The sequence below is a fragment of the Lysinibacillus sp. UGB7 genome (assembly GCF_049058285.1).
Lineage (GTDB): Bacteria > Bacillota > Bacilli > Bacillales_A > Planococcaceae > Lysinibacillus > Lysinibacillus sphaericus_B.
The window spans coordinates 70,466-90,085 of the sequence record NZ_JBMGUV010000006.1; the positions used below are offsets into that span (position 1 = coordinate 70,466).

Annotated in this window: 18 protein-coding genes; 10 read left to right on the forward strand and 8 right to left on the reverse strand. The window is 37.8% G+C overall.

Annotated elements, in window-relative coordinates; translation table 11 throughout:
• Positions 1-68: 68 nt before the first annotated feature.
• The 3 genes from ACOMCU_RS07540 to ACOMCU_RS07550 all read left to right on the forward strand — a co-directional run bounded on the left by ACOMCU_RS07540 (position 69) and on the right by ACOMCU_RS07550 (position 4,376).
• A complete protein-coding gene (locus ACOMCU_RS07540) occupies positions 69-1,256 on the forward strand; it encodes an MFS transporter (protein WP_010860871.1) in 1,188 nt (395 codons plus the stop codon).
• Positions 1,257-1,885: 629 nt separating this feature from the next.
• Positions 1,886-3,190, forward strand: a complete 1,305-nt coding sequence (locus ACOMCU_RS07545; RefSeq protein ID WP_421049804.1) for an MFS transporter — start codon at positions 1,886-1,888, stop codon at positions 3,188-3,190.
• Positions 3,191-3,482: 292 nt separating this feature from the next.
• Positions 3,483-4,376, forward strand: a complete 894-nt coding sequence (locus tag ACOMCU_RS07550; protein WP_010860869.1) for a DMT family transporter — start codon at positions 3,483-3,485, stop codon at positions 4,374-4,376.
• 29 nt (positions 4,377-4,405) lie between these two features.
• Here ACOMCU_RS07550 and ACOMCU_RS07555 read toward each other — a convergent pair whose 3' ends face one another.
• Positions 4,406-5,092, reverse strand: a complete 687-nt coding sequence (locus tag ACOMCU_RS07555; protein ID WP_010860868.1) for an ArsR/SmtB family transcription factor — start codon at positions 5,090-5,092, stop codon at positions 4,406-4,408.
• A gap of 471 nt (positions 5,093-5,563) precedes the next feature.
• Between ACOMCU_RS07555 and ACOMCU_RS07560 the strand changes: the two genes are divergently transcribed.
• The gene (locus tag ACOMCU_RS07560; protein WP_010860867.1) at positions 5,564-6,625 is read left to right on the forward strand and encodes a suppressor of fused domain protein; all 1,062 of its coding nucleotides are present in this window, start codon (positions 5,564-5,566) and stop codon (positions 6,623-6,625) included.
• 64 nt (positions 6,626-6,689) lie between these two features.
• On the opposite strand, the gene thiD is transcribed toward ACOMCU_RS07560, so the two are convergent.
• The 6 genes from thiD to crcB all read right to left on the reverse strand — a co-directional run bounded on the left by thiD (position 6,690) and on the right by crcB (position 11,003).
• Positions 6,690-7,511, reverse strand: coding sequence for a bifunctional hydroxymethylpyrimidine kinase/phosphomethylpyrimidine kinase (thiD, locus tag ACOMCU_RS07565; protein ID WP_010860866.1), 822 nt, complete (start codon positions 7,509-7,511; stop codon positions 6,690-6,692).
• Position 7,512: 1 nt separating this feature from the next.
• Positions 7,513-8,739 carry a putative hydroxymethylpyrimidine transporter CytX gene (gene cytX, locus ACOMCU_RS07570; protein ID WP_421049805.1) on the reverse strand — a complete coding sequence of 409 codons (1,227 nt, stop codon included), beginning with the start codon at positions 8,737-8,739 and terminating at the stop codon, positions 7,513-7,515.
• Positions 8,740-9,502: 763 nt separating this feature from the next.
• On the reverse strand, positions 9,503-9,649 hold the full coding sequence (locus ACOMCU_RS07575; RefSeq protein ID WP_421049806.1) for a hypothetical protein: 147 nt from the start codon (positions 9,647-9,649) through the stop codon (positions 9,503-9,505).
• 275 nt (positions 9,650-9,924) lie between these two features.
• Positions 9,925-10,281 (reverse strand): hypothetical protein, encoded by a 357-nt coding sequence (locus ACOMCU_RS07580; protein WP_421049807.1) that lies wholly within the window; start codon positions 10,279-10,281, stop codon positions 9,925-9,927.
• A 33-nt stretch (positions 10,282-10,314) separates the two neighbouring features.
• Positions 10,315-10,644, reverse strand: coding sequence for a fluoride efflux transporter FluC (locus tag ACOMCU_RS07585; protein ID WP_010860863.1), 330 nt, complete (start codon positions 10,642-10,644; stop codon positions 10,315-10,317).
• Positions 10,641-11,003 carry a fluoride efflux transporter CrcB gene (gene crcB / locus ACOMCU_RS07590; RefSeq protein WP_421049808.1) on the reverse strand — a complete coding sequence of 121 codons (363 nt, stop codon included), beginning with the start codon at positions 11,001-11,003 and terminating at the stop codon, positions 10,641-10,643. The genes ACOMCU_RS07585 and crcB overlap by 4 nt, the downstream gene beginning before the upstream one ends.
• Positions 11,004-11,546: 543 nt before the next feature.
• On the opposite strand from crcB, the gene ACOMCU_RS07595 reads away from it, so the two are divergent.
• The gene (locus ACOMCU_RS07595; protein WP_421049809.1) at positions 11,547-13,289 is read left to right on the forward strand and encodes an ABC transporter ATP-binding protein; all 1,743 of its coding nucleotides are present in this window, start codon (positions 11,547-11,549) and stop codon (positions 13,287-13,289) included.
• Positions 13,286-15,022, forward strand: coding sequence for an ABC transporter ATP-binding protein (locus ACOMCU_RS07600; RefSeq protein ID WP_421049810.1), 1,737 nt, complete (start codon positions 13,286-13,288; stop codon positions 15,020-15,022). The genes ACOMCU_RS07595 and ACOMCU_RS07600 overlap by 4 nt, the downstream gene beginning before the upstream one ends.
• A gap of 39 nt (positions 15,023-15,061) precedes the next feature.
• Here ACOMCU_RS07600 and ACOMCU_RS07605 read toward each other — a convergent pair whose 3' ends face one another.
• Positions 15,062-15,439, reverse strand: coding sequence for a hypothetical protein (locus tag ACOMCU_RS07605; RefSeq protein WP_010860859.1), 378 nt, complete (start codon positions 15,437-15,439; stop codon positions 15,062-15,064).
• A gap of 249 nt (positions 15,440-15,688) precedes the next feature.
• Here ACOMCU_RS07605 and dacB point away from each other — a divergent pair, with 249 nt between their 5' ends.
• The 4 genes from dacB (at position 15,689) to ACOMCU_RS07625 (ending at position 19,578) form a co-directional block, all read left to right on the forward strand.
• Positions 15,689-17,122 (forward strand): D-alanyl-D-alanine carboxypeptidase/D-alanyl-D-alanine endopeptidase, encoded by a 1,434-nt coding sequence (gene dacB / locus ACOMCU_RS07610; protein ID WP_421049811.1) that lies wholly within the window; start codon positions 15,689-15,691, stop codon positions 17,120-17,122.
• Positions 17,123-17,213: 91 nt separating this feature from the next.
• Positions 17,214-17,936: an SDR family NAD(P)-dependent oxidoreductase gene (locus tag ACOMCU_RS07615; RefSeq protein WP_421049812.1), complete on the forward strand. Its 723-nt coding sequence runs from the start codon at positions 17,214-17,216 to the stop codon at positions 17,934-17,936.
• Positions 17,937-17,964: 28 nt separating this feature from the next.
• The gene (locus ACOMCU_RS07620; protein WP_010860856.1) at positions 17,965-18,399 is read left to right on the forward strand and encodes a MarR family winged helix-turn-helix transcriptional regulator; all 435 of its coding nucleotides are present in this window, start codon (positions 17,965-17,967) and stop codon (positions 18,397-18,399) included.
• Positions 18,400-18,648: 249 nt separating this feature from the next.
• Positions 18,649-19,578 (forward strand): LCP family protein, encoded by a 930-nt coding sequence (locus ACOMCU_RS07625; protein ID WP_010860855.1) that lies wholly within the window; start codon positions 18,649-18,651, stop codon positions 19,576-19,578.
• Positions 19,579-19,620 lie beyond the last annotated feature (42 nt).

The following is a 19,620-nucleotide window of genomic DNA, read 5'->3' on the forward strand; positions in this document are numbered from 1 at the left end:
ACGATTAATTAGAATTTTGATACGATGAGTGTTATTAAATTTGACTGTAAACAACAAGGAGAAACAGCATGTGGCGTAATCGAAATGTATGGATAATTTTATTAGGTGAATTTGTAGTAGGTCTTGGCTTGTGGGCTGGGATTATAGGAAATCTCGCTTTTATGCAGGAGGTTGTGCATTCTGATTTTTATAAGTCAATAATTATTTCTATCGGTGTTTTAGCAGGCTTTATAGTAGGTCCACTTGCAGGACGTATTATTGACCAAACAAAGAAAAAAACAGTTATACAGTGGGCGAGTATAGGACGCATCGCAAGTGTACTTTTTATGTTTGCAGCACTTTATACAAATTCGGTCATTTGGATGATTATTTTTCTCATTACATTGCAAATAGCAGCAGCGTTTTATATGCCTGCTTTACAATCGATTATTCCAATGGTTGTTAACAACAAAGATTTACTCACATTGAATGCATGGCAAATGAATGCTCGGACAGTTTCTAGAATTGTCGGAACGGCGGCAGCAGGATTAATGTTAAGTTATTTTGAATTGAAATGGCTCTACATTATTTCGCTGATTGTGTATATCATCATGTTTTTCATTACAAATTGCTTACAATTAGATGAAACAGTAAATCAGTCTATCAAGGATAAGGAACAAGGTGGCTTTAAGGAAGTATTGCCGATGCTAAAAGAGCACCCTGTTGTGTTAATGACACTTGTATTAATGTTAATACCAACACTATTTTTAGGCTCCTTTAATTTAGTCATTATGAAAATATCAGAAATTCATGGGTCAACGACTATTTCTGGGTTATTATATACGGTTGAAGGCATCGGCTTTATGTTAGGCGCAGCAGGACTAAGATTTATTTCAGATCGGGTGAAAATTGGGACATTATTATTTGCGCTTGCATTTGTTATTGGGGCAATGGAGCTAATGTTTTTATTTGCAGATGTAGCCTTCCTAGCCTTATTGACATTTGCCGTATTTGGTTTTTCTGTAGGCTGTTTTTTCCCAACAACAATGGTGATTTTTCAAAATCAGGTACCCAAAGAGTATCATGGACGTTTTTTTTCATTCCGCAATATGATCGATTCAGTGGTCTTTCAAGTAGTTCTATTATCTACGGGTATGATGCTTGATTTAATTGGTTTAAGTGGAATGGGCCTTGTTTTCGGGATTATTAGTTTAAGTTTAACATTTTCTTTTTTACTATTTTCAAAGAAAAAGAATGTCATAATGCAAGTACAGTAAGTGGTATTTTTATGAGTCAGAGCAGGGTAGCTACCACTTAGATTGCAAACCGCTTCTTCACCGTCCATTTTGTATGCATGTATGGGTATAAGTGGGGTGGAAATTCAATTAGCCAATCATCAACCTAGACGGTAACAGCCGCTACAGCATTTTGTGTGGCTGTTACTTAGTTGTATCATGCTATTGTCAATCATTCTATACATAATTGTCACTAGTATAAACGGAACATTAATAGTAGCATTAGTTATTTTATTGGGTGCAACAATTCTTGCAATTATACCGGGAATGTTAGCGCGTATCTACGCTTTGACCTACAGGATCGTTGAAGTCGTACAGAAGAACAATTACGTTACTATATGTTAACGAACAATAAGTGGGCTGCACGTATTTTTCACCGGTCAATTTCAAACAAGCGGTATAGATGTGGAGAGTAAATCAACAACGAGTGTAATTATTCTATACCTAGTTAGGTATGGAAAGTATTTTAACTGGTGGTGGTATTCTTTATCCTCCACCGGTTTTTACTTGAAATAAACGGTACTGACATGTGCTAGAACGGCCTCTAATACTTTTCTCTTTGTCAAAGTGTTTGAAGGCACCTGTTGGACCAGGATACAGAGGAGGTTTTTATGAAAAATAACAATGCATTAGCCAGTGAGCAGTACATTCATTCAACACAAGCACAGCAAAAGTTATATAAGCGCACATTATTCATTGTGTTAATGTCTCAAATATTTGGCGGCGCTGGACTTGCAGCAGGTATTACTGTTGGTGCGCTACTTGCAAAAGACATGTTAGGCTCGGCAAGCGTTGCTGGTTTACCTTCTGCATTGTTTACCCTTGGTTCAGCACTTGCAGCATTTATTGTAGGTCAGCTTTCACAACGTTATGGCAGACGTTACGGTTTGTCTTTTGGTTTTATCACAGGGGGTATCGGTGCTATTGGTGTAATAATCGCTGCCAATTTAAATAGTATTGTGTTGCTTTTTTTAGCGCTTTTTGTGTATGGTGCAGGTACTTCGACAAATTTACAGGCACGTTATGCAGGAACAGATTTAGCAAATGACAAACAGCGAGCTACAGCAACAAGTATTGCGATGGTAGCCACAACATTCGGTGCAGTGGCTGGACCAAATTTAGTGACGCCTATGGGCAAGGTTGCAATAGCATTGAATATGCCAGCATTGGCTGGACCTTTCATCCTGGCTGCGGTAGCTTATATTTTAGCAGGTCTCACATTATTCATATTTTTGCGGCCTGACCCATTATTAGTAGCGAAGGCCATTGCTTTCGAACAGCAAAAGCAGCAACATAAATTAACTGAAACGACTATAGCGGTGAATAATAAAATTAATCGCATCGGTATTTTTGTTGGAGCCCTTGTATTGGTACTGTCACATGTAATAATGGTGGCTATTATGACCATGACGCCCATCCATATGCAAGGACATGGTAGTAATTTAAGTGCTATTGGCATGGTTATCGGCTTACATGTTGCAGCGATGTATTTGCCATCTTTAGGTACAGGCTTATTAGTAGATAAGATTGGCCGAACATTTGTAGTGATTGGCTCAGGTATTATATTAGCTACAGCTGGTTTAGTAGCGGCTTTTGCTCCAGGGGATTCCTTATTATGGCTAACGGTAGCGCTTGTACTATTGGGATTAGGCTGGAATTTCGGTTTGATTAGTGGAACTGCCATAATTATCGACTCGACGACTATTCACAACCGTGCAAAAATTCAAGGCTCAATAGACGTATGGGTTGCGCTAGGAGGATCTGCGGGCAGCTTATTATCAGGTGTCATTGTGGCTTACTCTAGTTATGCCTTTTTAGGCTCAATTGGCACGTATTTAGCATTACTTTTCGTGCCATTAGTCATGTGGGCGCGATTTAAAGCGAAAAATCAAGGCTTACAATCTATTCAATCCTAGTGTTATTGAATGATAGTGGCTTTAAATGGTAGAAGTCACTTAGGGGGATTAGGAAATCTATTATTGCATGAAGAAGCTATTTCCATATATACAGAGTTAAATCTGTATATGGAGATAGCTTTTTTTACATTGACGCAAATCCTTAATAGGGGTTCGTTTGAAATTCTAACAAAGAGCTTTTTCATACCAATTCAAATTGTACCCTGGGTGTATTCCATACTTCGATAGTAGCTGTAATATTCGTTATTTATAATTGACATAGTTTGTAAATATCTTGATAGGGGAATAAAATATGAATACTTTTAAGTTTATAGCGTTATTACTGTTAACAACATTTTTAATGGGTTCTTCTTTTGCCATAGTAAAACTGGGTTTACCTTATTCGTCCCCGTTGTTATTAGCTGCCATACGTTTCGTACTGGCTGGGGTTATCATGTCTACCATCGTTATTTTGTTAAAAAGACCACATCCAACAACGACAGGTAATTGGCTTAAAATTCTGATAATTGGTGCATTTCAAACTACTGGGGTTATGGGCTGTATTTTCTTGAGTTTACGAACAATTACTGCAAGTGAATCATCTATATTGACGTTCACGAATCCATTGCTTGTAGTTGTATTGGCAACAGTGTTTGCACAAGCTCGCTATCGCTTCTATCAATGGGGAGGTGTAGTAGTAGGTTTAGTAGGTGTAATTATTACCATGGGTGCTCAAATTGACTTTAAAATTGGCATTATTTTCGGTATTCTTTCTGCTGTTTTTTGGGCAATCGCCACGTTATTAGCTAAAAAATGGGGCGTGTTGTTTGATACATGGGTGTTATCAGCCTATCAAATGCTTTTTGGTGGGTTACTGCTTTTACTGGGCAGTTTTCTACTGGAAGAGCCATTTTTTATAGTCAATAGTTATTCTATAACGATTTTATTATGGTTGAGCATCCTGTCATCAATCGTTCAATTTGCTGGTTGGTACTATCTTTTACAAAAAAGTGATCCGGGGAAAACAAGTGCTTATTTGTTTTTAGCGCCATTTTTTGGCGTATTAACAGGCTGGTTAATATTAGATGAACCATTAAATTCGTCATTACTAGTTGGCGGTCTGTTTATAGTTGTTGGGATATATCTCGTCAATCGTAATTTTACAACCCAAAATTATTATAAAAAACTAAAGAATAACCTCAAATAGTTACTTGGACTCTATTCGAGGCTATTCATTTATAACTCTATTTGAAAAATGTGTTTAAAGCCCATTTTTCCTTTTTCAGTCACTTTAATCGCTCGAATTGACGGTACACGCGTAATCCATTCCAATTCTAAAAAACGTGTAAGTAGTCCATAGCCAAGTGCTCCAGCTAAATGATGACGACGTTCACTCCAATCTAGACATACATGAGAAAATGAGCGACGTTTTCTTGTTAGCTCTTTTAAATCAATACCAAAATCCGTAAAGAATTGTTCTCCTTCGGAAGTTACGACAAATTCTTTTTCGTTTTTTTCTAAATAACCTAAGTGGATCATTGATTCAGTCAACTGTACGCCTAATTTTCCTGCTAAATGATCGTAGCAAGTTCTAGCATCTTGTAGTAACTTTACTTGACTCGATTGTTTTAAAGATCGTACTTCAGGGGGAGGGGAAATCGTTAGAAAGGTTTCTAAAAACTGCGCAATCTCTTCATTGGCGAGCTGAAAATAGCGATGACGACCTTGTTTTTCAACTTTAACGAGATTACCTTCTACTAATTTAGCGAGATGAAAACTAGCTGTTTGTGGCTTAATGCCAGCCATAAAGGCCAGTTCGCTCGCTGTATGAAAACGCCCATCCATTAAACTAGTTAAAATGGTTGCTCTTGAAGCTTCACCAATCAGGGAAGCGACTTCTGCCATATTTGGATTAATACTCATGTGTACCAGCCCTTTCTGCATGCCATATTTCGATTATAGTGAAAGTATTTATTGTTTACAATAATCAGAGAATGGGTAATTAATGAAGGATACTCTTATTTGACGACTAAGTCTTACTAAGAGAATACTATGTTTGCTTAATAAGCTATCAATTGAACTGTATAACGCTAGAGAAGTTTAGGACAAATAAACTAATATATAAGGTAGAAAGAAGTTTTTAAAGGACTGACGCACAATCATAATTGAAAATTGTACCAGAAAGCTTTATTCTTTTTAATAAACATATTTTGGTAAACCGCAACGTCTGTTTATTTAACGATGGACGATTGGAAAAAGCCAAAAAGTGACGTTATGAGGATAAAGTGATACTTCAATCTGTGGGAATTTCTTCATCCCACGGAATGTTAGTTGACCATTTGAGGTGGACGTCTTACTGACCGTTAATGCGGGACAAGAGGGAGGAAATTGTTGTTGAACGAAATAGATAATACAACTGGCTGGGATGCTATTGATAAGGTAATGGAGACAATTTACGGGGAGCAGGAGCCGAAGCATTATGGAACGCTCATTTCTTATGCACTTGGTGGGCAAGATCCATTAGATGGGATTAGTGCCTATAAGGTCGATACACCAAATCCGCATTGGCATTTTGTAACGTATGGCTTTTCGGAGCTCTATGATAAGGAATCTGATAATGCTGAGGACAGTGGATATGGATTTGAATTGACGTTTCGCTTGGTCCGAAACATAGGAGAGGAAGAACCACCAGCCTGGGCACTAAATTTGTTGCAAAATATGGCTAGATATGTTTTTAACAGTGGCAATGTTTTTAGAGAGGGCGATTATTTGGATGCAAACGGCCCTATTTGTCTTGAATCCGATACCGAGTTGACCGCACTTGCCTTTGTCAATGATGCTGATGCGGCTCCAATAAATACAACGAATGGGCGGGTACAATTTTTACAAATGGTTGGAATCACTGGTGATGAACTTGAAGCTATGCAGACATGGAATACTATAGGGGTTCTTACCACATGTTTACAGTATATGCCGTCTTACATTACAGATATAGAGCGCGATTCATTTCTGCGGATTCCAGTAGTTTCCGAAGAGGTGCACCAGGGAATGGCACAAGAAGGTTCAAACACTGGTTTTTTATTTGTTAGTCAGTTAGCCTGGGCTCCTAGTAAAAAAAGTTGGCTGAATAAGAAACCAGCCACACTCCAGTTGGGGGCAAAGCAAGCAGAAATTATTGGAAAAATGCTCCGTGGTCGTATCATGAAAGGTAAAACACTTAGCCTTGTAGGATCTGATGTCCGAGTTGTATTTGAACCGGGAGATAAACCAGCATGTATTCCTGGAGATGATGAAATTCGTTTTGTTCTAGATAATGTGACAGCTTCAGAGTTCAGCACTAGGTTACTACCTAAGGAAGATGTTTTTGAAATCTCTACTTTAAAAGGGATTACCATTCAAATTATTAAGACCAATATTACGGATAACGAAGGAAATGTTGTTAAGGTTATCGGTTAACCGTGATGTATAAATTAAATAGTTGAGAAAAGAACAGCCGTATTACACGGCTGTTCTTTTCTTATCATTCCACTCTTTCAATGATGATGCCATTTTCACCCACTTCTTTAAACGCACGGTGGTCAATCGCGCCAGCAACTGCTTCGAATGGAATAGCGCGGCGAATGCCTGCAGTGACGAATTTTTTTGCTTGGATCACAGCATCTTCAATAGATAGTTCTTGAGCTAAGCCAGCTGTAATTGCAGCGGAGTACGAGCATCCAGCACCGTTTGTATGAATAGTATCCACTCTTGGTACTTCAAGTGTAAGCATCTGCGTACCATCGTACAGTACATCTATTGCGGGACCATCTAAACGTCCACCTTTAACCAATACATGCTGAGAACCGAGTTGGTATAAGTCACGTGCAGCATCCTGTAAATCAGCCACAGTAGTCAGCTGGCTACCGCCAAGTAAATATTCTGCCTCAGGCATATTGGGTGTAATGATTGTCGCTTGTGGTAACAGATAGTCTTTTAAGGAAGACATTGCACCTTTCTCCATGAGTGCCGTTCCTACCTTACCAAACATCACTGGATCAATAACGATATTTTTGACATTAGCTGTTGGTAGCCAATCTGCCACCAGTTCTATGATGTCTTTTGTGAATAGCATCCCAGTTTTTAAGGCATCAATGCCAATTTGAGAGTGGATTGTATGTAGTTGTGCTTCAATAATTTCCAAGGGTTGTGTAAAAACACCTTGTTTTGTTTCAGGATGTGTCGCCACAAATGCAGTAATAGTAGATGTACCGTAAACACTCAGCTCCTGAAATGTTTTTAAATCTGCTTGAATACCAGCGCCACCACGAGCAGCAGAACCAGCAATAGTACATGCTTTCTTCATGTTAAATGTACTTCCCTTCTTTTTGAGCTGTCAACGCACGGCAAGTGATCACCGCTACATAACGAATGATAAACGAACCGACTAACACCCATAATGTATGGCCGAGTGGCACCGTAAACGAGAGTGAAACATGGTAAACGATAACTCCTGTTAGCCAAAGTCCCATTGCACCTGTGCTCCACTTGTTATTTGCCTCGATGTTTCGGCGTTTTAATAAATAATAATCTGCAAACAAAATTCCATATAGTGGTGCAAAGACAGAGCCTATAAAGTATAAAAAGGACTCATAGGCAGCGACGCTTGCTAGAATCGCAATGATGACAGCAACAACAGTAAAAAGTATAGATACATAACGTTCATTAATGGAAGGCACAATGTTTTTAAAATTCACACCTACCGAGTAAGAATCTAAATACGTTGTGACAACAGTTGATAGCAATACAAGACCTAGTGCGATAATGCCTAGCCCGCTTGCCATCATAATTTCACTAATGTCTGATGAACCAACATATAGACTTCCGCCGAGTCCAATAATAAACATAAATGTACTCCCAATCGCGTAGCCGACAATACTCATGACTGTACCCGAACGCTTATTTTTTACATGGCGTGTATAATCACCAATAAGTGGTAACCACGACAATGACATAACAGCACTTAATTCAACGGCTGAGCTAAAAGAAATTGCTTGTAAAGCATCGATTGAGCCGATGCCCTGTCCACTTCTACCAAAAATCACATAAGCTAATAATAAAGTAAATAAAAATAAAACCGATACTGCGACAATATTAAGCTTAGAGACATTTTTGAGTCCGACAAAAATCCAAAGCAATAAAATCCCACCGATTGCCAGCGCCCAAATAGGTAACAAATCAAAACCAAATAAGATTTTTGACATACCATTTAAGGCAAGGGAGCCAGTGGCGATCATCACAGATGCCCAACCGACAAGCTGTAGCATATTTAAAATGGTTAAAACATAAGAGCCATAGGTGCCAAAGGAAATCCTTGTTGCCTCAAGTGCTGTTAATCGACTATTGGCACTAATCCAGGCAGCAAGTAATAAAATTATAGCACCAATGACATGCCCAATCAAAATGGCCTGTAAGCCCTTAGTCATGCCAAGTGGCGCAATCAGCGAACCAGTTACGATTTCCGCTAAAGAAATGGAAGCACCAAACCACAGGAAAAACTGGCTAACTGTTGAAGTATTATATGTAGATTGCAAAATATACCCCCTGATTAAGTTGAATAATTTTTATTGTAATAATATTTCTGGTTGTTTTGAAATAGTCAGAATGTGATGTTTTTATAAGGTCAGTTCGGCAATAAAAGGGGAAACACAAGAAAAGCTTTCTTTTGTGTTTCATATTGTTGGAGGTGTGGTAGTCATAGCTGCTCTTTTTATATTTAATTGAAGTTCAAATTGTGGCGTACACAAGATACGATGGGGCCATGAAAGGGGGAGCAAAGAAATAAGATTAAGATAGTAACGAATGGCTATACATCAAAAAACGATAACCTTGAATTAAGTAGTTAATCGAATCTCAATATACTCCATGCAGTCACAGAATTCCTTGATGTATGGAGGTACAGATAATTTCAAGCATCTCATAATAGTACATAGAAATGTTCGCAAATTATTCCATGCTACAGAAACAAAAACAATTGAACGATATAAAATTATTCTCCAATTAGATGGTGAATAATTGGATGAATTAAATCGATTTGTAAAAATGATTATTTAGTAGCTTTAGTCTAAAAGTATAAGTCGGAACGCCGAATGTGGTGAAAGCTTCCTGTTAGTGTGTTATGGGAAATATGGATAAAATTTAACATTATTCCCTGTTGCTATAAGGAGTGAAGGTTCGGATTAATCAAATATATTAAGCAAAACCTTGAGAATAATGGCATGTATTCAGGAAAAAGGCGTTAGCAATTATTCACTCCTTACAAGCCTTGGTTGTAGCGGTTATAAAAACAAAGCATACCTAATTATTACCGCCACCGCCGCCGTTATTGCCGCCACCACCACCACCGCCGTTTTGTCTAATACATGCGATAGGAATAGCAACAAAAGGTCCAAATCTTGTACACTTAATTCTTCCTGTTGGACAACAGGAACTACAATGTTGCATAAAAACACCTCCCTTCCTCATATTTTATTCAGCCAATGGAAAGAGGTGTGGGATTGAGAGGTAAATGTACAGGTTTTGTTGCTGAAAAATTAGTATTTATGAAAAAAGTTAAAGTTACTAATTAATATGAGGGAAGTATTTAGTAAAGCACGGAATTTGGTACTCGCCTTTATGCTAAAATTACTGACATTACTAATTCAAAACAACCAGTCACAATTGAAAAAGAGCTATTCCTGTAGAATTTAAACTATTGCTGTAAATAGTACGCAAGGCGCCTAAAACATTTGTGGTAAAAATTCATTCATAAAACGCTGATTTTTACGCAACCAAATTTTCAATATCATGCGATGCGTTAATAGTCGGTGCCTTTTATGTGGTCTGGCTTTTGCCTCCATTAAACTTTCAAGGAGAATACGAGTTTCTGTAGCAAATGATACAGGATTAACAAGAACATCAAGCTTAAAATCAATCAAATGAGCGGCTTGAACTTGTGCTAGGAGTTGCGCAAAGCGTGTAGTCATTTCAGGATAAGCTTCTTCCAATTCAAGTTCAATTAATGTGTTTAAGGTATGTTCAATGTCAGTTTCTAGTGCTTGTAATTGCTCTATCGTTGGTTGTGTAAAAAAAATCACCTCAAAATTAAATGATGTATAGTTGGAAGGCTTTTACGCAACTAACAGACCAAGTGCTGCAAAGAGCAATCCAAATAATACTGTACTACAAATGTAGCCGAGCGCTTGCCAACTTTTTTTCCTCTCAATGAGCTGTAAGGCCTCAAATCCAAATGTTGAAAATGTAGTGTAGGCACCTAAAAAGCCAATACCACAAAGTTGCCAAAGCCAAGCACTGGGATGTAGTGCAAATAACAGACCGAGTGCAAAAGCGCCAGTTACATTAATAAAAAAAGTTGCCCATGGATAGGAACTGCCAATCCATTTTCCTAAGTAAAATCTTGTAAGTGCACCGAAAAAGCCGCCTATCCCTACAAGAATCATTTTATACGCCTCCTTGCTAGCCGGGCCCCAATCATGGAACACAATAAGCCACCGATAACACTCAATAAACTATAGCTAACGGCTGTCATCCACTCATTATTTTCTAAGAGTACAAGTGTTTCCACAGAAAATGTTGAGAAGGTAGTGAATGCCCCTAAAAAGCCTGTACCTATGCCCAATATAAGTGGCGTGCGATTTGCAAAGGTAGTAAAAAGCCAAGCTAAACATAAACAACCAACTAGATTTATACTGAGTGTTGCCAATGGAAAGCTGCCAGTATGCGGTATGAAAAGACCGATAGTATAACGACAAATAGCTCCGCAAAAGCCGCCAATGCCAACTGCTAAAATTGATTTCAAAGTCAAAGTCTCCTTACAAGATATATACTAGAGTGTATCATGGGAAGAAATTTATGAACATTGTGCTAGCCAGTTATTTTTTTCGTGATTTGAATAGACAAATTACACTTTTGAATTTAGTGATTTATTACTTTAAAGCGTTAATTATTTCCTGGAAATCACAAATAATAACAGTCAGATTGTTGACAATTATTTCAATTGTATGATAATCTTCAAGAACACTATAACAAAACGAACAAAGGAGGGCATGACAATGATGATTTTACCAGCATTATACCAAAGCACAGCTGCATACATTGTCCATGTCTAACATTGTAAATTTATATTGCAATGAAAGGTATGGGTCACACCTTACCTTTTACTAGAGACGCATGCTCTTTTTAGGGGTATGTGTCTTTTTTATTGCAAAAAAGGTTGTAGTGAAAATAAAAAAGGAGTGTATGTAGTATGAGAAGCACGACATGTAAGATGATTTTTAATAAGGAATTGCTAGATAGTGGGTAGTAAAACTCAACAGTAACGGAAGAAAGAAGGTTGTAACGTATGTTCGATGTTTTAAGTAAATTAAGTTGGTTTTTTAAACAATACTGGAAACAATACACTGTAGCGGTTGTGCTATTGATGGTTGCCAGTGGATTAGAAGTTATTCCGCCGTATTTACTAGGCTCAATTATTGATATTTTAACAGTCGGTGAAATGACGACAGCTATTTTAACAAAATATATATTGATTTTCATTGGCATTATTGTCGGGGGTTATGTGCTGAATTTTGTGTGGCAATTCCGACTATTTGAAGGTGCCATTAACTTAGAGAAAATTTTGCGACGTAATCTTATGCAACACTTTTTGCGTATGACACCAACCTTTTATGAAAAAAATCGCACGGGTGATTTAATGGCACGTGCAACAAATGATTTAAATGCAGTGTCGCTTACAGCGGGCTTTGGTATTATGACGCTAATTGACTCGACGGTTTATATGGGCTTTATTATTTTTGCGATGGGCTATATGATTTCGTGGAAACTAACGTTTTTTGCCATGTTGCCTGTACCAATTATGGCTATTCTTATTCAGTATTTAGGGAAGATTGTACATGAGCGTTATATGAAAGCCCAGGATGCCTTTGGCGAGTTAAACGATAGTGTATTGGAATCGGTGGCGGGCGTTCGAGTAGTACGTGCATACGTGCAGGAAAAAAAGGACGAAGCAGACTTTGGTGCGATGAGTGAAATCGTTTATGAAAAAAATATGCATACAGCGAAAATAAACGCTTTATTTGGTCCAATTACAAAGGTCGGAACCGGTATTAGTTATGTTGTCGCACTTGGCTATGGTGCGCATTTAGTAGCAACCGAGGCAATGACAGTTGGGCAGCTAGTGACGTTTAATGTTTATCTTGGTCTAGCAGTTTGGCCAATTTTTGCTATTGGCGAACTTATTAACGTAATGCAACAAGGGAATGCCTCTCTCGATCGAGTGCAGGAAACATTAAGTTACGAAGCGGATGTTCAAAATACTGAGAACCCAAAAGCTGTTACGACACCGCATTCGATTGGCTTTGCTGATTTATCTTTCCAATACCCAATGAGTCAGGTGAAAAATCTTCAGCAAATTTCGCTGTCATTGAAAAAGGGCGAAACACTTGGCATTGTTGGTAAAACTGGTGCAGGGAAGACGACGTTCCTACGACAATTGCTGAGAGAGTATCCAATTGGAGAGGGACAATTGTCCATTGATGGTGTAGATATTACGGCACAAACAAAGGAACAATTACTCGATTGGATTGGCTATGTACCGCAAGATCATGTTTTATTCTCACGAACGATTCGTGAAAATATATTGTTTGGTAAAGAAGACGCAACAAAGGCGGAATTACAAAAAGCGATCCATGCAGCTTATTTCGAAAAGGATTTAGCCAACTTATCGATGGGTCTTGAGACGCTAGTTGGTGAAAAGGGTGTATCGCTTTCTGGTGGTCAAAAGCAACGGGTGTCCATCGCTCGTGCATTGATTAAGGACCCCGAAATTTTAATATTGGATGATTCGCTTTCGGCTGTAGACGCCAAAACAGAGGCGAAAATTATTGAAAACATTCAACGGGAACGACAAAATAAAACGACGATTATTACAACACATCGTTTGTCAGGAATTCAGCACGCGGATCTTATCATTGTGCTCGATGAAGGGCAAGTTGTAGAGCAAGGAACACATGATCAACTCCTTTCACAACAAGGCTGGTATAAAGAACAATTCGACCGTCAGCAGCTTGAAGGAGGTGCCTCATGAGTACGAGTAAACGTTTAACAAACTATGCCATGTATTTTAAAAAACCAATACTTCTTGGGCTATTTTTCTTAACTATTGCCGTTTTTACTGAGCTTGTTGGACCATTTATTGCAAAACATATAATTGACAATTATATGACAATCGGTCAGCTTGAGATCAAGCCTATTACTTGGCTGTTAATACTTTATTTCATCTTGGCAGTAGCAGCAGCTATTTTACGTTATTTTATGTATATTTATTTGCAGATAGGTGCCAACCGTGTCGTGCAAAAATTACGTAAGGACGTATTTGAGCATATTCAAACATTACCAATTCAATATTTTGATAATTTGCCGGCCGGGAAAATTGTAGCACGTGTAACGAATGATACAGAAGCTGTGCGTAATTTATATGTGCAGGTGCTCTCAAATTTTGTGACAAGCTTCATATCAATAATTGGCGTGTATATCGCACTTGTCATTTTAAATTGGAGAATGGCATTAATCGCATTAATTATGGTACCAATTATTTATGTGTGGATGATTTTATATCGAAAGTTTGCTTCCAAGTATAATGATGTTATTCGTACGAAAATTGCAGACATTAACGCAATGATCAATGAATCGATTCAGGGGATGACTATTATTCAGGCATTCCGCCGTGAACAGCAAATGACGAAGGAATTTGACGACATGAATAATGAGCATTATGCCTACGGGCGCAAACTCTTATTCCTCGACTCGGCGACTTCCTTTAATCTTGTAAATACTTTAAGACTGATCATGTTTACCATATTCATTTTCTATTTTGGGACACAATCGATTACGACAATGGAAGTTATTTCTGCGGGTACATTGTATGCCTTTGTAGATTATTTAACAAAATTATTTAATCCGATTACAAATATCGTCAATCAATTTTCACAGCTTGAACGCTCACTCGTTGCAGGGAAGCGTGTGTTCGAGGTGTTAGATATAAACGGAGAGCCAGTATCTGAAGAAAGTTTACCTAGATATAAAGGAAATGTTGTCTTTGAAGATGTATCCTTTGCCTATAAAAATGATGAATATGTTTTGAAAAACTTATCATTTGAGGCACATCAAGGGGAAACAATCGCTTTAGTCGGGCATACAGGGTCCGGTAAAAGTTCAATTATGAACTTATTATTCCGCTTCTACGATCCATCTAAAGGAAAGATTACCATTGATGGTGTTGATATCACTGCAGTTCCTCGTCAAACGATGCGTGAACATATGGGCATTGTGCTACAGGATCCTTATTTATTTACAGGAACGATTGCTTCCAATGTGAGCTTGAATAATCCAAAAATCTCACATGAAAAAATGGAGGCTTCCTTAAATGCTGTTGGTGGAGAACGCGTATTAGCAAACTTACCAAAAGGCTATGATGAACCGGTGATTGAAAAGGGCAGTACATTATCTTCAGGGCAGCGTCAGCTAATTTCCTTCGCGCGTGCATTAGCCTTTGATCCGGCCATTTTAATATTAGATGAAGCTACTTCTAATATTGATACGGAAACAGAAGAAATCATTCAGCATGCCATGGATGTATTGAAAAAAGGACGTACAACTTTTATTATTGCGCATCGTCTTTCAACGATTAAAAACGCGGACCGCATTCTTGTGCTAGAACGTGGAGAAATTGTTGAACGAGGCACGCATGATGAACTGTTGGCACTTGGTGGTATTTATGAAAAAATGTATCAGATGCAAGCAAACTCATTGAATTCATAGAGAAAGGCCCCACATTGTTGACAATGTGGGGCTTTTACATTAAGAAGTGCATTTTACATGTTTGAAGATGTTCACCATAAATAACACGGCGGAAAAAGCAACAACAATACCACCGCCAGATACGCAAAATTCTAATAACCAGTGAGGTACATCTAAATAAACCATCATCATACCTAACAATAGGAAGGGCAAACCGATATTATAAAACCAAAATTGTGCTTTAGCGAGTGCTGTCTCAGCAGCTTCTTTATAAATGGAATAGATTAAACCGATGGATACCGTTGATAGCCAACCTAAGACACTAATATGGGCATGTGTCGTTTTCCATTGAAGTTGAATTGTATAATGCATAAACAGTCCAAAAGCCAGAGCAATCGCGAAATACAACACCGAAACTTTTATCCATCTTGCACCCAATGTTACCAACTCCTTTACCGAAAGATTTTAGCAAGCTGATACAGTCTATTCTTGTCGAATGAAAAACATGACCTGCCATTCTTACGTAAAGAGACCGATAAGCTATTTGGCGAAACATTGTAAAATGCTAAATTTTTCCGTAAAATAAAAGCGTGAAAAGTAGGAATTGCCGTTTACCTTTATCTAGTTATAAATAGATGAAAGCAATACGACAGACAAAATGGCTTTACTTTTAATTTAGGAGGGTTTATGAAAAAGAGCACAATTATTTTTAGCATTGTTGTTGTGCTATGTTGCTTCCAGATAACGTTTCTTGAAGAAGCATGGGCAAGTGAGCAAACGATGAAGACAAAGATTGATAATGTCATTGCAAAAAATTGGAAAACGAATGACTACAGTATTACGGTACGAGAAATGGATAGTGGAAATGTTCTATACAGTAAAAACGGTGAAAAAATGATTCGACCTGCATCTACACATAAATTATTAGTGAGTGCGGCAGCATTAGATTTACTTGGACCAGACTATCGCTTTGCAACAAAGGCCTATATAGATGGCCACATAGAAGGCGATGTTTTACATGGGAATATTTATTTGCAGGGCGGAGGAGATCCGACGCTTTTACCTGTCCACCTAGAATCCTTTGCCAATGGGCTAAAAAAAATGGGTGTCACGAAGATAACAGGAAATTTAATTGCCGATGATGCATGGTTTGATGCTGATCGTTTATCTAAAGGTATTGTGCCACAAGATGAACCTTTGTCCTATGCATCACGTATTTCCGCCTTAACGATTTCGCCGAATAGTCAATATGATATTGCAACTGTGCAAGTAAAAGTGGCTGGCTCAAGGGTTGGGACGGCGGCAAGTGTTCAGCTTGCTCCGTATGCAAGTACGATTCCCATTGTTAACCAAACAAAAATTATTAAAAAGGGCTCTAAAAATACGGTCAATATCACACGAGAATACGGTACAGACCGCATAGTGGTAACAGGAAATTTACCAGCAGGGACGGAGAAAAGTACATATGTAACAGTTTATAATCCTACTTTGTATACACTCGATGTGTTTCGGGAAAAGTTAATGGCGAAGGGCATACAAAAAATGCCGCTCGAAGTTGGGCAAGTGCCAGATAATGCGCAACGTGTCGGTGTTTCCTATTCAATGCCATTAAAAGACATTAATTTTCGTTTCTTAAAACTTAGTATTAATGGTATGGGTGAAATGCTTACTAAGCAAATCGGAAGAGAAATACGTAGTGAGGGAAGTTGGGATGCTGGGATACAAGCGATTCGCACATATGGCATTGACAGTGGCCTCAATATGGATCAATGGTATTTTGAAGATGGCTCAGGTTTAAACAGCCAGAACCGAGTAAGTAGTATGCAAGAAAGCTTATTATTATATAAAGTTCGCAGTAAACCTTGGTACTTTTCATATTTAGATGGATTGCCTCACGCAGGTAGAAAAGGACAGCTTGTTGGGGCAACATTGGAAAACCGCTTAAAGGGCTATAGTGTCTCAGCCAAAACGGGCTATATAACAGGTACCTATGCTTTAAGTGGATATGTGCAAGGTAAAAGCGGTAAATGGTATATATTTAGTATTTTGACTCAAGCCAATAAAACATCAGCGATTCCAACGATCGACGAAATTGTTAAACAAATAGCAAATGAAATGTAATAGGTATCCCAGTTGGTGAGCAATTTAGTTTAACAGTAAATAGTTTAGTGTTAAACTAATTGCGAGTTAACTAATAAGGAAATGTTTATCTATGGGTAAATTACAAGATAAAGTTGTTATTATTACTGGTGGTGCAGGTGGTATTGGTAGTGGTATGGCCAAGGCGATGGTAAAAGAGGGCGCAATCGTTATAATAATTGACTTGAATGAAGAAACAGGTAAAGCAATGGAAAAAGAGCTGCAACAAATTTCTCCAAAATCCATGTTTTTACAAGCGAATTTAACGGAGCATGAGCATCTACCAAAAATTATCGATACAGTTGTAGCAAAATACGGTAAACTAGATGTATTAGTTAATAATGCACATGCATCGAAACAAGTAACAATCGAAGAAACAACACAGGCTGATTTATTTTATTTAATGCAAGCGGCCTTACCTCATTTGAAAGAGTCGAAAGGAAATATTATTAATTTTGCATCTGGTGCTGGGCTTGCTGGTCATGAAACGCAAGGAGCATACGCTGCTGCAAAAGAAGCCATTCGCGGTCTTTCACGTGTAGCGGCAAATGAATGGGGACGTTTCGGTATTAATGTAAACTTAATTAGCCCAATTGCAAATTCACCAGGTGTACAAGCATGGGCAAAAGCACAACCGGAATACTATGAAGCAGTAAAAAATAAAATTCCAATGGGACGCTTTGGTGATGTGGAACAAGATATCGGTCGTGTTGCCGTATTTTTAGCATCAGAAGACTCTCAATATATCACTGGCCAAACATTTATGGTTGATGGTGGTTCTATTATGCTTCATTAATATTCTCGGATGTTCGAGGAGGATTTTTTTGGAACAGACAAGTATTTTTAAACTCATTCATATGATTGAACAGATGAATAATGCAAATATTATACGATTTACGAAAGCTTTTCCGTATCCGTTAGGTATTTCGCCGATTTTAGTGTTAAACGAGTTGCATTCAAAGGGACCGCAAAAGCAAGCAGAATTAGCGGAAACAATAGGCTATACAAAAGGCGCTATGACCAGTATTGCAGAGAAATTAGTAAAACTTGGTTTAGCAGAAAGACTATATGATCAAGCCGATCGTCGGACGATACGATTAATGATTACTGATGAAGGTGAAAAAGCTTTAGTGAAAGCTCAATCGATTGGCAAGGAAGTCTTTATCCAGCTTTTTGAGGTATTGAATGAGGAAGAAATTGCACAATATTTGCTGATTCAAGAAAAGCTAGTGCAAGGTCTGCAAGAAAAAAAACTATAGTTATTTACAAGGAAGCCGTGTCAAATCATTTTTGAGACGGTTTCTTACTGTGCAAAATAAACAGGTATGGAAATGACAAACATTATTGCTGATATGAGTGTGAATGAATATATTTACGTATATTTAGTAAATACTAGTGTACGTCTTTTTTTCGTCCAATATGCATATAAATAGACTAAATGAACTTTTTTCCAACCTAAAACGTCAAAAAGAAGAGAGAATTTGTTAAAAGCAAGAGAGGACTTAAGTATGGAAAAAAAAATGAAGCGTTCAAAGGAAAAGAAAAGTAAGAAAAAAGTTATGTTATGGATTTTAGGTAGTTTACTGGTAATATTTTTCGTTTTTATAGGTACTGCTTATTATACTGTCCAGAAAACAATGAATAAAATTAATACACCACTTCTTGAAACAAATACTGTAGAAAAAGAACAAAAGACAATAACAAAAAAGGAACCTTTTTCTGTGCTTATGCTTGGCGTGGATGAACGAGAAAATGATAGCGGTCGTTCCGATACGATGATTGTTATCACAGTCAACCCCGAAAAGCAAACGATGAAAATGCTCAGTATTCCACGTGATACACGTACAGAGATTATTGGTCATGACTCAGTAGATAAAATTAATCATGCCTATGCATTTGGTGGTGTACCAATGGCAATGGATACAGTTGAGGATTTTTTGGATATTCAACTCGATTATTATGTATTTATCAATATGGAGGGCTTCTTACAAATTATTGATACGCTTGGAGGCGTAACGATACAAAATGATATGGATTTGACCTATGACTCCTATCATTACCCTAAGGGAGAAGTAACTTTAAATGGTGATGAGGCACTTATTTTTTCACGTATACGTTATGAAGATCCGCGTGGTGATTTTGGTCGTCAAATTCGTCAACGACAAATTATCGAAGCGGTTATGAAAAAAGCGTCGACGCCGTCAGTGCTTTTAAAGGCGACAGATATGCTTGATGTTGTTGGAGAAAATGTCCGCATGAATTTTAGCGTAAAGGATCTAATTCAATTGCAAGGTATATATAAAAAAATGAATAGTGGAATTGACCAATTATCATTTGAAGAAGGCTCAGGCAAGAAAATTAATCAGATATGGTATTTTATACCAGATGAAACGGAGTTACAACAAATCCAAACGGAATTAAAAACACATTTACAATAATATTCATTACAAAGAATGTTGTTTGACAAATAAAATTAGCTG